11 protein-coding genes and 1 pseudogene are annotated in these 14318 nt (G+C 64.1%); 6 read left to right on the forward strand and 6 right to left on the reverse strand.

What is annotated here, in order from left to right:
* Positions 1–130: 130 nt before the first annotated feature.
* Positions 131–2425, forward strand: a complete 2295-nt coding sequence (locus tag WKW82_RS04175; protein ID WP_340340994.1) for an arylsulfatase — start codon at positions 131–133, stop codon at positions 2423–2425.
* A gap of 127 nt (positions 2426–2552) precedes the next feature.
* On the opposite strand, the pseudogene WKW82_RS04180 reads toward WKW82_RS04175, so the two are convergent.
* The 5 genes and pseudogenes from WKW82_RS04180 to WKW82_RS04200 all read right to left on the reverse strand — a co-directional run bounded on the left by WKW82_RS04180 (position 2553) and on the right by WKW82_RS04200 (position 8336).
* Positions 2553–4200, reverse strand: a pseudogene (locus WKW82_RS04180) (AMP-binding protein).
* A gap of 27 nt (positions 4201–4227) precedes the next feature.
* The gene (locus WKW82_RS04185; RefSeq protein WP_340340995.1) at positions 4228–5688 is read right to left on the reverse strand and encodes a coniferyl aldehyde dehydrogenase; all 1461 of its coding nucleotides are present in this window, start codon (positions 5686–5688) and stop codon (positions 4228–4230) included.
* A gap of 81 nt (positions 5689–5769) precedes the next feature.
* Positions 5770–6693 (reverse strand): sterol desaturase family protein, encoded by a 924-nt coding sequence (locus WKW82_RS04190; protein ID WP_340340996.1) that lies wholly within the window; start codon positions 6691–6693, stop codon positions 5770–5772.
* Between the two features lie 33 nt (positions 6694–6726).
* Complete coding sequence (locus WKW82_RS04195) at positions 6727–7251, reverse strand: hypothetical protein (RefSeq protein WP_340340997.1); 525 nt, start codon at positions 7249–7251, stop codon at positions 6727–6729.
* Entirely contained in the window at positions 7248–8336 is a 1089-nt protein-coding gene (locus WKW82_RS04200) for a 2Fe-2S iron-sulfur cluster-binding protein (RefSeq protein WP_340340998.1), read from the reverse strand. The genes WKW82_RS04195 and WKW82_RS04200 overlap by 4 nt, the downstream gene beginning before the upstream one ends.
* A gap of 118 nt (positions 8337–8454) precedes the next feature.
* Here WKW82_RS04200 and WKW82_RS04205 point away from each other — a divergent pair, with 118 nt between their 5' ends.
* Positions 8455–9363: a LysR family transcriptional regulator gene (locus WKW82_RS04205; RefSeq protein ID WP_340340999.1), complete on the forward strand. Its 909-nt coding sequence runs from the start codon at positions 8455–8457 to the stop codon at positions 9361–9363.
* Between the two features lie 92 nt (positions 9364–9455).
* Positions 9456–10655 (forward strand): NO-inducible flavohemoprotein, encoded by a 1200-nt coding sequence (gene hmpA / locus WKW82_RS04210; protein ID WP_340341000.1) that lies wholly within the window; start codon positions 9456–9458, stop codon positions 10653–10655.
* Between the two features lie 55 nt (positions 10656–10710).
* Here hmpA and WKW82_RS04215 read toward each other — a convergent pair whose 3' ends face one another.
* A complete protein-coding gene (locus WKW82_RS04215) occupies positions 10711–11259 on the reverse strand; it encodes an RrF2 family transcriptional regulator (protein WP_340341001.1) in 549 nt (182 codons plus the stop codon).
* Positions 11260–11351: 92 nt separating this feature from the next.
* On the opposite strand from WKW82_RS04215, the gene WKW82_RS04220 reads away from it, so the two are divergent.
* The 3 genes from WKW82_RS04220 (at position 11352) to WKW82_RS04230 (ending at position 14313) form a co-directional block, all read left to right on the forward strand.
* A complete protein-coding gene (locus tag WKW82_RS04220) occupies positions 11352–11819 on the forward strand; it encodes a DUF3565 domain-containing protein (RefSeq protein WP_340341002.1) in 468 nt (155 codons plus the stop codon).
* Positions 11820–12227: 408 nt separating this feature from the next.
* A complete protein-coding gene (locus WKW82_RS04225; RefSeq protein ID WP_340341003.1) occupies positions 12228–13214 on the forward strand; it encodes a Bug family tripartite tricarboxylate transporter substrate binding protein in 987 nt (328 codons plus the stop codon).
* A gap of 112 nt (positions 13215–13326) precedes the next feature.
* A complete protein-coding gene (locus WKW82_RS04230; RefSeq protein WP_340341004.1) occupies positions 13327–14313 on the forward strand; it encodes a tripartite tricarboxylate transporter substrate binding protein in 987 nt (328 codons plus the stop codon).
* Positions 14314–14318: the final 5 nt, after the last annotated feature.

Below are 14318 nucleotides of genomic sequence, written 5' to 3' on the forward strand. Positions count from 1 at the left end.
GGGGAAGCCGGCCCTTCCCCTTGGGGAAGCGTGGGATTCCCCCACGGACATTGGCACCGCGGCATCGGCTGGCTAAGGTAGCCGATGGACGCCTGCGTGGGCGAACACCTTTCAACAAAGGAGACCTACCGTGAGCTTTGACTACTCGAAGTACAAGCATGGCGAAGTGCTGCCGTTCCTGCCTCCGAAGCACGACCCGATCACGGAGCCGGACTGGCGCAAGGTGCCGCAGCCCAAGCCCTTCATCGTGCGCCCGCCCAAAGGCGCACCGAACGTGCTGATCGTGCTGCTGGACCAGACTTCGTACAGCGACCCCTCAACCTTCGGTGGCGCGATCAAGTTTCCTACGCTCGACAAACTCGCTGCCGAGGGCCTGACCTATACCAACTTCCACTGCAACAGCCTGTGCTCGCCGAGCCGCACCGCATTGCTGACCGGGCGCAACCAGCATCAGAACAGCCAGTCCGCCGTGGTGGACGGCGCGACCTCTTATCCCGGTGACACCGGCGTGCGACCAAAGACCGTGGCACCCCTTGCGGAGATCCTGCGCCAGTGGGGCTACTGCACGGCAATGTTCGGCAAGAGCCACGAGACCCCGCCATGGGAAACCAGCGTGGCCGGACCGTTCGACCACTGGCCGGCGCGCCAGGGCTTCGAGAAGTTCTATGGCTTCATCGGTGGCGAGAAGAATCTGTTCTCTCCCTACCTCGTCGATGGCACGACCGAACTGGGCGTGCCCAGAGATCCCGACTACCACTTCAGCGTCGACATCACCAATAAGGCGATTGCATGGATTCGCGCGACGCGCTCGCTCGCGCCCGACCGTCCCTTCATGATGTATTACGCCGCCGGCGGCTCGCACCCACCGCACACGCCACCGAAGGAATGGCTCGACGTCTACAAGGGGAAGTTCAACCAGGGCTGGGACAAGCTGCGCGAGGAGATCCTGGAACGCCAGCTCAAGATGGGCGTGATACCGCCCGGTACGAAGATGGCACCCAATCCACCGGACATCGCCAAATGGGATGACTTGCCCGATGACGCCAAGGAAGTGCTGTCGCGTCAGATGGAGGTCTACGCGGGCTACTGCGAGCACACCGACCGCGAGATCGGACGCCTGGTCCAGGCCATCGATGACCTCGGCGAGAAGGACAACACCATCATCGTCTACATCGCGGGCGACAATGGCGGGACCGCGATCGGTGCGCTGAACGGGACTTTCAACGAATGGTCGAACCTCAACGGCGCGCCCGAGGACATCGAGTACCTCAAGACCCGCATGCACGAGTACGGCGGGCCCAAGTCCTATCCGAACTACGCGGTCGGCTGGGCCATGGCCGGCTCGACACCCGCGACCTGGTGCATCAACGCGTGCCAGGGTGGCGGCCAGAACCAGGGGATGGTGATCCGATGGCCGAAAGGCTTCAAGTCCAAGGGCGAGTACCGCACCCAGTACGCACACTTCATCGACATCGCGCCGACGATCCTCGAGGCAGCCGGCATCCCTGAACCCAAGTGGGTCAACGGCGTCGAGCAAATACCCATTGCCGGGACGCCGATGGCCTACAGCTTCGACGATGCCAAGGCGAAGGATCGCCACACCGTGCAGTACAACGAGTGCACCGGTAACCGAAGCATCTACAAGGACGGCTGGATGGCCTGCGTGATGCACCGCGCCCCATGGGAAAGCCGTCCGCGCGTGGACAGCTACGACAAGGACACCTGGGAGCTGTACTACCTGCCCGACGACTTCGGCCAGGCCAACGACCTCGCAAAGAAGGAGCCGGCCAAGCTGAAGGAACTGCAGGAGCTGTTCCACCAGGAAGCCATCAAGTTCGGCGTCTACCCGATGGACGACCGTTCGTTCGAGCGGCTGAACGCATCGGTGGCGGGGCGGCCGGACATCATGGGAGACCGCAAGGAAATGATCCTCTACGCCGGCATGACCGGCATGGCCGAGAACGTCTTCATCGACACGCTGAGCCGCTCGCTGACGGTCACGGCCGACATCGTGATACCCAAGGGCGGCGCCAAGGGCGTGCTGGTGTCGCAGGGCGGGCTCTTCGGCGGCTGGAGCCTGTACGTCAAGGACAACAAGCCCAAGCTGGCCTACAACTGGCTGGCCCGCGAGCTCTATGAGATCGAGGGTTCGGAAGCCCTGCCGGAAGGCAAGGTGCAGGTGGTCTACGACTTCGACTATGACGGAGGCGGTCCCAACAAGGGCGGCACCGGATCGCTGTCGATCAACGGCAAGAAGGTGGGCGAAGGCCGCATCGAGAAGACGCACGGCGCGGTGTGGTCGCTTGCGGGCGAGACAGCCGATGTCGGTGTCGATGCGTACTCGCCGGTGACCGAGGACTACGACGCCTGGGACAACGCCTTCACTGGCGAAATCGTCGAGATTCGCATTCGGCACAAGGACTGACGGACTCGCACGACGCCAAGTAGACGGCGACCTGAGCGCCTACAGCACCGACGCAGTGATGTGCGAGCGCAGATTCGATCTGCGCTTGTCGCACAAGTGCCGACTGCGGGCTGCTGCCATTTGAGGTTCAGGCCACGTCGCGCAGTTCCCGGCGCAAGATCTTGCCCACTGTGGACTTTGGCAGCGCGTCGACGAAGCGAACATGCCGAGGCACCTTGTAGGCCACCAATGCGCGCCGGCAGTGCTCGCCCAGTTGCTCCTCGGTGAGGGTTGCACCCGGCGCCGGCACCACGAAGAGCGTCACGGCCTCGCCGGTCCTCTCATCGCTGACGCCGACGCAGGCCGACTCCAGAACGCCGGGGCATGCGGCAACGACCGCTTCGATCTCGTTGGGGTAGACGTTGAAGCCGGACACCAGCACCATGTCTTTCTTGCGGTCCACGATACGCAGGAAGCCGCGCTCGTCGAGCACGCCGACGTCGCCGGTGCGAAAGAACCCATCGTCGGTGAAGGCACTCGCGTTGGCCTCGGGCTGCTGCCAGTAGCCACGCATGACCTGTGGGCCGCGCACGCACACTTCGCCCGCTTCGCCGATGGCCACCTCGTGGTCGTTGTCGGCCAGCAGCTTGACCTCGGTCGAGGGCAAGGGCACGCCCACCGTGCCAGAAAAGCCGTCGATCATCTGCGGGTTGAAGCTCACGACCGGCGAAGTTTCGGAAAGTCCATAGCCTTCCTGGATGTCGAGCCCCGTCAGCAGCTTCCACTTCGCCGAGGTACTCGCCAGGATCGCCGAGCCGCCACCAGCCGCCAGCCGCCAGGCGCAAGTTAGTGAAGTCCACTTCGCCAATGCGCGGGTGGGCCAGCATGCCGCCGAACAGCGTGTTCACGCCGGTGATCACGCTGCAACGAGCCTTGGCAAGGATGTCGACGAAGCCGTCCGTGTCGCGCGGATTGGCCACGAGCCAGTTCTGCGCGCCCAGCGAGAAGTAGGTGATGAGGTTTACCATCAACGCGAAGATGTGATACAGCGGCAGCGCTGTGACCACCACCTCTTCGCCGGGACGCATCGCGTCAGGCATGAATGGTTTGAACTGCTCGGTGTTGGCGACGACATTGCGATGCGACAGCGCTGCGCCTTTTGAGACGCCGGTAGTCCCACCGGTGTATTGCAGGAACAGCAAGTCGTCTCCGGTGAGTTCGATTCGCTCGAACTCGAGCATCGCCCCCAGCGCGAGCGCCTTGGAAAAAGGCATGGCGCCTGCAAGCCGCGTGTCGACGGGCGGGCTGGGCAAGTTGCCAGCGCCGCCATCGCCCACATCAACCGTGATGACGGTCTTGACGCCCGTACTGCCGATGATGTCGCCGAGGGTCGGCGTGCTGCCGCTGAAGATCACCAGCACTTCGACACCTGCGTCGTTGAGTTGGTGTTCCAGTTCGCGCGGTGTGTAGAGAGGATTGATGTTGACCTGCGCTGCACCGGCCCGCAGGATGCCCATCATCGCGATCGGGAAGGCCAGCAGGTTCGGCATCATTACGCCGATGCGGTCGCCGCGCCGCACGTCGAGGCGCTTTTGCAGATAGGCCGCAAATGCGCGCGAATGGTTGTCGCAGCCAGCGTAGCTCAGCGTTTGGCCGAAGCTATGGAAGGCGGGCTTGTCGGCATAACGCCGCATTGCATCTTCGAATAGGTGCACGACGGATGCGTAGCGGTTGGGGTCGATTTCGGCGGGAATGCGGCTGCCATAGCTGGCGAGCCAAGGTTTGCTGGAATTCATGGGATTCGGTGGTCTTGATGGGCTCGTTTACCTGGCCTTGAGCGAGTCGTCGGCATCGCCGACGAACACCTTCATCACCAGGCGCTGCACGAAGGTTCCATACGGCGGATAGAACAGGCCGATGGGAAAGAATCGATGGCGCTTGAACACCGTCTTGGCATGCGACAGTTCGCGAAAGCCTTCTTCGCCGTGGTAGTTGCCCATACCCGAGTTGCCGGTGCCGCCAAACGGCGCGTCGTGGTTGATGAGATGCCAGCCCCAGTCATTGACGGTTACGCCACCCGCGTGCGTGCGGCGAAGCAAGTCTTGCCGCTCAGAGGCGTCGTGGCCGAAGCAGTACATCGCCAAGGGGCGTGGACGGCTCTGAATCTGCGCCACCACCTCGTCCATGGTGTCGTAGGGCAGCACGGCCAGCACTGGCCCAAAGATTTCTTCCTTCATCACCAGCATGTCTTCCGTGCAGCCGGTCACCACGTGCAGGGGCATCTGCCGGCCTGAACCCATGGTGGCGCAGGAGATTACCGTGGCACCCTTGGCCCGCGCGTCATCGAGAAGCGCGAGCAAGCGCCGGTGCTGGCGCTCGTTGACCACCGCGGTGTAGTCATGGTTGCCATCAGTGTGATCGCCATAGAGGGCATGGAAGCTCCTCTTCACCTCGTCCACAAAGGCGGGGAGTGACTCGCGTGGCACCAGCGCATAGTCGGGCGACACGCAAATCTGGCCGGCATTGGCACCCTTGCCATGCACGATGCGCGTCGCGGCTTCGCGCAGGGAGTAGTTGCGCGTCACCACGGCAGGCGACTTGCCCCCCAGCTCCAGCGTGACGGGTGTGAGGTTGTCCGCGGCCGTGCGCATCACGATCTTGCCGACCGCCGGCGATCCGGTGAATACGATGTGGTTGAAGGGCAGCGAGGTGAAGACGTTGGGGTCGACCAGTTCCTCGCCGACCACGGCCACCTGTTCTTCGGTGAACACTTCGCCGAGCAGACGTGCGATCACTGCGTTGGTGACCGGCGTCACTTCCGGCATCTTGACCATCACGCGGTTGCCGGCAGCAAGCGCCGCGGTGATCGGACCCATCGCCAGGTAGATCGGAAAGTTCCACGGCACGATGACGCCCACCACGCCCTTGGGCTGGTATTCCACGCGCAGGCTGTTGGACATGAACAGCAGTTCCGTGGAGCGGCGGCTCGGCTTCATCCATTTGCGCACATGCCCGAGCGCATGGTTGATTTCGAGGATGGCCGACAGCACGTCGAGCATGCGAGTCTCGGCCGGCGAGCGAAAGCCGAAGTCCTTGCTGGCCGCGTCAGCGAGCAGGTCCTGGTAGCGGCGTAGCTGGTTCTTGAGCGCCTTGAGTCGCGTGCGCCGCTCGATCAAAGGGGGATAGGGGTTGGCGTTGAATGCGGCCTGTTGCGCCGCAAAAAGCCGCGCGACGCGCTCCGTCGCGCCCACGGCACGCCGTGACGCCAATGTGGTGTCGTTCATGTTGTCTTCCTTGTTGTTGTGAAGTGCGAGTCGGCGCAGGCGCTGCTTTGCGCCTGCGCCTTGCCGAGGGATTGCTGTTGCTCAGCGCGCCGCGCCGCCCGAGACGACGACCGGCCGGCCGTCAGGCAGGTAGATCACCGCCTTGGCACGGGCCACATCCTCCGCGCTGAACTTCGGCAACTCGAAGGCACTCGCGGCCACGGTAGGCACCCGGCGCGAACCCCGGAACAGCGGCCACCAGACCTGCTCGTACCAAGGCTCGGCCTCCACACCCACCGGCAGCCCGTAGGCGTCCTGGTGCTTGCGCGGCGAACCCATGCTGGTGCCATGCAGGTGGTCCCAGAACACGAACATGTTCGCGTAGTTGGACGATGCATTGCCATAGCGGCCGATGCCGTGGTGCACGTGGTGGTAATCCTGCAGCACGAGGATCTTCTCCAGTCCATTGAGCAACCAGCGGGTCGGCGTGAACTTGCGCAGCCAGAGGTCCCAGCGCACGCCGGTGTGCTGGAGGTTGAGGATCACGATCTTGAGGCCCAGGACGCCCATCGCCGCCTCTGTCGCACCGAGGAAGTAGAGCAGTGCCGCCATCGTCGTGTTCGGGATCAGCGCGTAGAAGATCCAGTTGTTGCGCATCGTCGCCAGCACGTTCAGGTTGGTGGCCGTGTGGTGGGCCTTGTGCAGTCGCCACATCCAGCGCACCGTGTGCCCCATGCGGTGCACCCAATAGTTGCCGTAGTCGTCGATGAGCATCGCAACCGGAAACACCAGCCATGGGCTGACGCTGCCAAGCGCGCCTTTCCAGGCCGGCAAGAAGGCGTTGAGCAGCCAGGTCAACCCCGCGAGTTGCGTCGCGCGCACCAGCGCGAGGTTGAAGAAGCTGATGAGGCTCACGCCCAACTCACCCATGGTGAAGGTGCGCGGCTTCCTGTACTCGCCGGCGGCGATCTCCGCCACCAGCAGCAGGACGAGCATCAGAAGCCCGAGTTTCATGTCAATGGTCATGGTGGTGTCGTCCCGTTGAGTCCGGTGGCCGGCTTACTTGTCAGTCAACTTGCCCTTGCTGGAAGCGCCGAAGACCAGCTTGCCGCCGCTCTGGGGCGGGCTCATGTCGACACGGGCGGCCAGCGTCCCCTTGAGGTCGGCGAGTTCGCCGGTGGCGCCGGTGATGACGAAGTTGCCAATCTGGTTCCAGCTTCCATCCGCCTCGAATACCTTCTGGAAATGGAAATACAGGACACCTGCCTTGATGGTGCGCGCCTCGCAATCCGCAAAGCCGTCGACCACCTTGCCTTGGCCGACCACGATGTCGGTGCCATCGCATGCCACGAACACGGGCATTTCGCGACCCGCCACAGTCAGCTTGCCCGCGCCTTCGGCGTTGAAGGTCATGCGCTCTTTGCCGCCGGGTATGCCGACGCGGCCGACGGTCTTGATGCCGACGCCGACGTCGAGGCTGGCGTCCACCTCTTTGGCGGATGCCTGCCCTGCCACCGCAGCGGCCAGGGCGAAGACGGCGAGCGCTGCTGCGCGGCCGCGGAAGGTGTTGAAGTTGTTGATCATGCAATGGTCTCCTGGAGGTTGAGGGTGCTTCTGTCTAGGAAGCGGTCGAAGTGAATGTGGCGCGGGTCCGCCTCGCCTTGCAGGCGCTGCACGAGGGCATCTACCATGGGCGGCGGTCCGCAGAAATAGAAGCTGCTGGAAGGCAGGTCGCAGAATTTGTCGAGGTGCTCGCCGCAGTAGCCGGTAAGCCCGTTCCATCCTGAACCCGCGGGTTCCAGCGACAGCACGGGCACGAAGATGAAGCGGCCGCGCCAACGGGCCTGCAGCCTCTCGATCTCTTCGAGGCAGTACAGATCGGCCTGCGTACGGGCGCCGAAGAAGAGCGTGAGATCGGGCATATGTGCCCGCGTTGCAAGCTCTTCGATCAACGCCTTGATCGGTGCCAAGCCGCTGCCGCCAGCCACGCACACCATCGGCCGCGTGGCACTGCCGTCATGCGCGAAGTCGCCAAGCGGGCCGCTCACTTCGAGCGCGTGTCCGGTGCGATCGGATGCAAAGAGCCATTCGGTAAACAGCCCGCCGGGGACACGGCGTACATGAAAGGTGGTGCGGGTTGAGCCATCCGCAACGGGCGCCTCGGAGAACGAATAGCAGCGCGGTTCGTCCGCCAGTCCATCGTGACCGGGAACGGTGACCTGTGCATACTGGCCTGCGCGGTAGTGCATCGGGGCCTCAAGCTCGACAACCAGTTCGCGAATGTCATGGTTCATGGGAGCTGCCGACACGATGCGCCCCCTGAGATTGCGAAAAGCCAAGGCGTCCGAAGCCATGGGGGACAGTCCTGGCACCTCAAGCTGCACGTCGCTGCCCGCCAGTGCCTGGCAGGCCAGCAGATGGCCAGAAGCGATGTCGCCCAGGTGGATGTGATTGCTGATGTCCTTCTTGAGCCGGACCTGCCCGGCCACCAGCCGGCAGCGACACGAACCGCAATCACCGACGAGGCATAGATGCGGGATGCGCAAGCCCTGGCGCAGACCGGCCTTCAGCAGCGTCTCGCCCGCCTCGACGACGACGGGCAAGTCCACTCCGTCGACCGAAAGGCTGAAGGTGCCACGCGTTGCGCTGGTTGCTGTAGTGCTGTCCATGATGTCTTGTCTCCTCGTAGTCTTTTGAACAGGTAGGAGAATAAAAACTGGCGACCATTAACACCACTGCATTGTTGGTATTCAATACATGCATCAGGTGGATGATTCAAGGAAGACCATGTCCCTTCGCGCTCTCGATCTCAACCTTCTCACCCTCTTCGACGCCATCTACAAGGCCCGCAGCCTCACACGCGCCGCAGAAAATGCGGCCATGAGTCAACCCGCCATGAGCCGGGCGCTCGCGCGCATGCGCCATCAGTTCAAGGATCCGCTCTTCCTGCGCGACGGTCGTTCAATCAGCCCCACGCCGCGCGCCGACGAACTCGCGCTGAGCATCGACCGCATCCTGCGCGACGTTGGCGATACGCTTGCCGCCCGACCGGCATTCGATCCGGCGAAGAGCACGCGCGAGTTCAACCTGATGCTGACCGACTACGGCGAGATGGTCTTGTTGCCGCCGCTCATGGAGAAGCTGGAAGCTCTGAATTCCACGGCGCGCATCCACGTGATCGCGCAGAACCACGCCGAGGCGCGCGAACTGTTGCATTTCGGCAAGGTGGACTTCTATTTGTGGGCCTCGCCCATTCCAGACAAAGGCTTCAGGAGCCAGCTCGTCATCGAAGAGGAGTTGTGGTGCCTCGTGCGCAGCAACGGCAAAGAGCGCCGCCGGCGCCTGACTCTCGATCAATACTTGCGCTTGCCGCACATCGTTCTCGACTGGCCAGGCTGGCAAGGCCCGAGGCCAATCGAGAAATACCTTCAAGACCGCGGCCTGAAGCGCGATGAGTACTTGTCGGTGCCGACCTTCTTCGACATGCCGCTCGTGGTGACACGCACCGCCCTCGTGAGCACCATGCCCTCGCGCATGGCCCAGGGCTTTGCCGCGACGCACGCGCTGCAATGCTTCAAGGCGCCCCTGGACGGCCTCGAAGTGCCTATCCACCTGCTATGGCATAGCCGGCAGGACAGCGACCCCGCGCACCGGTGGATGCGCGAGTTGTTGGTGGATCTGTGCGCCAACGTCTAGCGATGGCGGCACAAGCCGTATAACCAATATGTGACGTATTGATTTAACGGCGTCCCGGCTTTAAAATACATGCTTTCTACATCTTTAAAGCCATGCTGACCGTTGCCCAAAAAGCCATCATCACCGCCACCGTTCCGCTGCTCGAAACCGGCGGCGAGGCGCTGACCACGCATTTCTATCGCATCCTGCTCGGCGAACATCCCGAGGTTCGGCCGCTGTTCAACCAGGCGAGCCAGGCCAATGGCGAGCAACCGCGCGCACTGGCCAACGGCGTCTTGATGTACGCGCGGCACATCGATAGGCTCGAAGCGCTTGGCGATCTGGCGGCACAGATCGTCAACAAGCACGTCGCCTTGCAGGTCTTGCCCGAGCACTATCCGATCGTTGGCGCCTGCCTGTTGCGCGCGATCCGCGAGGTGCTGGGTGCTGAGGTGGCGACCGACGCAGTCATCGACGCCTGGGCTGCTGCCTACGACCAGTTGGCAAACCTGCTGATCGGTGCGGAGGCTGCCGCCTATGACCGCAACGCGAGCGCACCCGGTGGCTGGCGGGGGGCACGCCCGTTCCGCGTCGCGCGCAAGGAAGTCGAGAGCGACGAGATCACTTCTTTCTACCTGGAGCCTGCCGACGAGCAACCGGTCCTCGATTTCGAACCGGGGCAATACATCAGCCTTTGCCTGCAAGTGAACGGCCAGGAAGTGCGTCGCAACTACTCCCTTTCGGCTGCGCCGAACGGCCGCAGCTACCGCATCAGCGTCAAGCGCGACCCCGGTGGCGTGGTCTCCAACCACCTGCATGACGAAGTGCACGAAGGCAGCACGCTCGACGTTTTCCCGCCTTCGGGAGCCTTCACGCTGGCGCACAGCGAGCGGCCGCTGGTCCTGATCAGTGGCGGCGTCGGTATCACGCCCACCTTGGCCATGCTGGAATCGGCGCTGCGAACGGCGCGGCCGATCCGCTTCGTCCATTGCGCACGTTCACACAAGGTCCACGCGTTTCGCGCGTCGATCGACGCGCTCGCCAAAAAGCATCCCCAATTGGAGCGCTTCTACTGCTACGAGGAAGCACCGCAGCCGCGTTCGGACGCGCAGCCGCATGCCGTCGGGCGACTTGATGCGCAAACGCTTTCGCAATGGATGCCCGCTGCCACGCAGGACGTGCGGGACGTGGATGCGTACTTCCTGGGGCCCAAGCCCTTCATGCGGCAGATCAAGCGCTCCCTCAGCGAGTTGGGCGTTCCAGAGCACCGGATGCGCTATGAATTCTTTGGGCCCGCGAGCGCGCTGGATTGACGTTGAACGCGGCGCCGGCGCGCTGCGCGAACCCAGCGCCCGTATTGGGCTGGGCTTACTCCGACCGCCCTGCCTTTCGCCGCTTCGGTGGCACGGGTTCGCTCAAAAGCGCTTGCGCCACGGCCGGCACGACCTCGATGCTCGGGCGCGTCATGCGGGGCTGCCATGTGACCTCTTGCCACAGCGGCAGCACCATCAGCGCGGGGCTTCCGTTGGCGATGTCTGCCAAGCTGTAGCGGTCGAGTTCGTCCAGGAAGGCCTGCATGGCGCGGGCCAGCACCGCGGCGAGTTCGCAGCCGCCTGTCAGCACGCACCGGTTGTCTTCGCCGAAGCACTCGACCAGGGCGAAGTCGGTTTCAAGGTGGCGGACGATGCTGCCAAGCTTGAGCTTCGAGGGGTGCATGGACAGCCGCATGCCTCCATTTCGCCCGCGCACCGTTTCGACCCAGCCGGATTTGCCCAGCATGTGGGTGACCTTCATCAGGTGGGCATGGGAAATGTCGAAGGCTTTCGACAGATCGGCGATCGTGACCAGCGACTCGGTGCGCGTGGCCAGGACGAGCAGCACGCGCAAGGAGTAGTCGGTGAAAAGCGTGAGGCGCATGGGTCCCAGAAAGCAATACGATACATCCATTTTATCGGCCTACCGCGCGCACAAAGCCCCGGGGGTGAGAGCCCCCTATCGAGGAAGATGGCATGAAACGCCCGATCACCGGCTACACGCAGGACGAAGAAGGCCATTGGGTCGCTCTGCTTTCCTGTGGTCATTCACAGCACGTACGGCACGATCCACCGATGGTGTCGCGGCCTTGGGCCGTGGACGAGAAAGGGCGCCAGGCGCATCTGGGCTCGTTGCTCGACTGCGTGCGCTGCGAACGCTTCGAACTCCCGGCGCATTTCCAATCCTACCGCCGCACCCCGGTGTTCACGCAAGACACGGTGCCCGCCGGGCTGCGCAAGGACCACACGACACGCGCCGGTACCTGGGGGAAGATCCATGTCCTGGAAGGTCAACTGCGCTACCGCGTGGACGAATGGAAGGTCGACACGGTGGTGACACAAGCAGCGCCTGGCATCGTGGTGCCGGAAGTGCTGCACAACGTCGAGCCGCTCGGTGAGGCGCGCTTCTTCGTCGAGTTCTATGGTGCGCCAGAAGGAGGATGAATAGGCAACTCGCGCAGATCACCGCTCGATGAGCGAGACCAGCATGCGCCTCGTGCGACGGCCGTGTAGGGATGCAAGCAGCTACGACTCCAATACCTTCGAACCGGTCCTTCATAGCGAGGCCGTCTTGGCCTTGGGCGACAGGAATAGCCCTCACAGCGTGAGTTCGTCGAGCAACCCGCAAACACAGCAACCGCTGCATAGCCGCATTCCAGCAACGCCGATCCCGCTCCCACGACTTCCCCCTGCGAGGGTCTCCGACCGGGTTAACACCAACCCCAACGCACGCTGTCACTTTCTGCCAATGCACGGCAACGTCTCTGCCATTGGAGCCGCACCGCCGTCGCCTGACACTGCCTCCCACGCGCCGGATCGGCGTGGCCAAAAACAGCAGGAGACAGAGACACCATGCAAGCTCCCCTCATCGCGCGTCGCGGCTTCATCACGGCCCTGGCCGCCCTCGGCCTCCAGGGCATGAACCCGGCCTGGGCCCAAGGCAATGCGCCCTACCCGAGCCAACTCATCCGCATCGTCGTCCCCTACCCCGCCGGCGGCGCCACCGACACGCTGGCACGCATGATGGCGTCGAAGCTGCAGGACGCATGGGGCCAGACCGTGGTGGTCGAGAACAAGCCGGGCGCGTCCGGCGTGATCGGCAACGACATGGTGGCCAAGGCCCCGCCCGACGGCTACACCGTGCTGATGGGCATCACCGCCATCGTGCAGGTGCCGGCGCTGATGCCCAAGCTGCCCTATGACGTGTTGAAGGACCTGCAGCCGCTTGCGCTGGTGTCGAGCACCAACTCCGTGCTGGTCGTGCCGGCCGCGTCGCCGGCCAACACGCTGCAGGAGTTCATCGCCTTGGTGAAGGCGAGCCCCGGCAAGTACAACTACGGCTCCTACGGCGTCGGCACGTCCTCGCACATCCAGGGCTCGCTGCTCAACATGCAGGCCGGGCTCGACCTGGTGCATGCGCCGTACAAGGGCGCCGCGCCGCTGCTGCAGGACCTGCGCGGCGGGCAATTGTCGGCGGCCATCATCGACATGGCGACGGTGCGTCCGCACCTCGATGTGGTCAAGCCGCTGGCCGTCACCGGAACGCAGCGCAACAAGGTCATCCCGAACGTGCCCTCCTTCGCCGAACTGGGCTTCAAGAACTTCGAGCCCGTGGGCTGGTTCGGCCTGTTCATGCCGGCCGGCGTGCCGGCGCCGATCGCGCAGAAGTTCGCCGCCGAGAGCAACCGCATCCTGCACATGCCCGACGTGATGCAGAAGATCGAAGGCCTGGGCATGACGCCGGGCGGCATGCCGACGGAACAGTTCGCACGCATGGTGCGCGACGACCTGGCGGTGTACGGAAAGGTCATCAAGGACGCCGGCATCCGCCTTGAATGAGCGGCGGCGATAGCTTTCGGCGCGGCCTCGAATCGCGGGCCGCAAGGCGACATCTCGCAGCGCCGGGTCCGGCGCGACCCATCGAGTCACACGAACAGAACCGGAGACAGACATGCCCTCTTGCCCCACCCGCCTCTCCAGGCGCCAGCTTCTCTGCACGGCCGCCGCGGCGTTCGCGACCGCGCTGCCTACGCTGCCCGTGCAGGCAGCGGATTTCCCCAACAAGCCGATCACGCTGGTGATCCCGTTCCCGGCCGGCGGCATGTTCGACACGGTGCTGCGCGCGCTGGCCGAGGCCGCTGCGAAGGACCTGGGCCAGCCCGTCGTGCTCATGCACCGCGCGGGCGCCGGCGGCGTGACCGGCGTGAGCAGCCTCACGACCATGGGCGATGCCGACGGCTACACGCTCGGCGTCATGCACAACTCGGTGATCCGTTGGCCGCACATGAACAAGGTCGACTGGGATCCCCGCAAGGACTTCACCTACGTCATGGGCATCGCCAACCTGACCACCGGTGTCGCGGTCGCGGCCGATGCGCCATGGAAGAACTTTGCCGACCTGCTGGCCGATGCCAAGGCACGGCCCGGCGCGATCAGCTGGGGCAACGTCGGTGCCATCAGCGCCAACCGCATCTATGCCGAGCGGATGGCACGCGCGGCTGGCGTCAAGTTCAACTTCATCCCGTTCAAGGGTGGCAACGAGCAGCTCACCGCGGTCGTTGGCCGGCACCTCGATGTGTACGGCGACCCCGGCTTCGGCGCCATGGCGAGCAGCGGCAAGATCCGCCTGCTGGCCTCCTTCACCGACAAGCGCCTGGCACGCTGGCCTGATGTGCCGACGCTGCGCGAGCTGGGCTACGACTTCGTGGTGCAGTCGCCCTTCGGCCTGGTCGCGCCGAAGAACATGGACCCGGCCGTGCGTGCGCGCCTGTACGCGGCCTTCCGCAAGGCCGCCGACGACCCGGCCTACAACCGCATCCTCAGCGACTTCGACCTCGCGCCCTGGCCCGTCGATGGCGCGACCTACACGCAGTACGCCGCCAAGCAATACGCGCATGAAAAGCAGATGCTCGACGAAATCGGCTTCAAGCCGGAGTGAGCGCC

The sequence above is a fragment of the Variovorax rhizosphaerae genome, from assembly GCF_037889975.1.
Taxonomy (GTDB): Bacteria; Pseudomonadota; Gammaproteobacteria; order Burkholderiales; family Burkholderiaceae_C; genus Variovorax; species Variovorax rhizosphaerae.